At 53.8% G+C, this 314-nt stretch carries 2 protein-coding genes; one reads left to right on the forward strand and one right to left on the reverse strand.

What is annotated here, in order from left to right:
• Nucleotides 1-45: 45 nt before the first annotated feature.
• Nucleotides 46-117, forward strand: a complete 72-nt coding sequence (locus FN960_RS23305) for a tail fiber assembly protein (RefSeq protein ID WP_260682100.1) — start codon at nucleotides 46-48, stop codon at nucleotides 115-117.
• Here the strand turns inward: FN960_RS23305 and FN960_RS21210 are convergent.
• A partial coding sequence (locus tag FN960_RS21210; RefSeq protein WP_143850792.1) for a tail fiber assembly protein occupies nucleotides 89-314 on the reverse strand: 226 nt, incomplete at its 5' end. The two genes, FN960_RS23305 and FN960_RS21210, sit on opposite strands and share 29 nt — an antisense overlap.

Consider the following 314-nt stretch of genomic DNA (forward strand, 5'->3'; position numbering starts at 1 on the left):
GAGGAACTGGCGCAATATAATTCGTGGCTGGATTATCTGGACGCACTGGAGCTGGTTGATACCTCCAGTGTGCCAGATATTGAATGGCCTACGCCTCCGGCAGTTCAGGCCAGATGACATCCGGCGCGGTGCTGGTATCTGTTGCCGTCACCGCGTCAATGTAATCCAGCACAATGTTAAGTCGGGTGGTTTCTGCCTGCATCAGCTTCCGCCCGGCCTGCAATTTCAGCTGAATCAGACTAATGGAAGCCATTGCTGCATCAATCAGTGACTGGCGTTGTGCTTCTGCCACTTCTACTGCGGCACCGTGTTGT

Origin of the sequence: Alkalicoccobacillus porphyridii, assembly GCF_007293315.1 — a bacterium.
GTDB classification, from domain to species: domain Bacteria; phylum Bacillota; class Bacilli; order Bacillales; family Bacillaceae_D; genus Alkalicoccobacillus; species Alkalicoccobacillus porphyridii.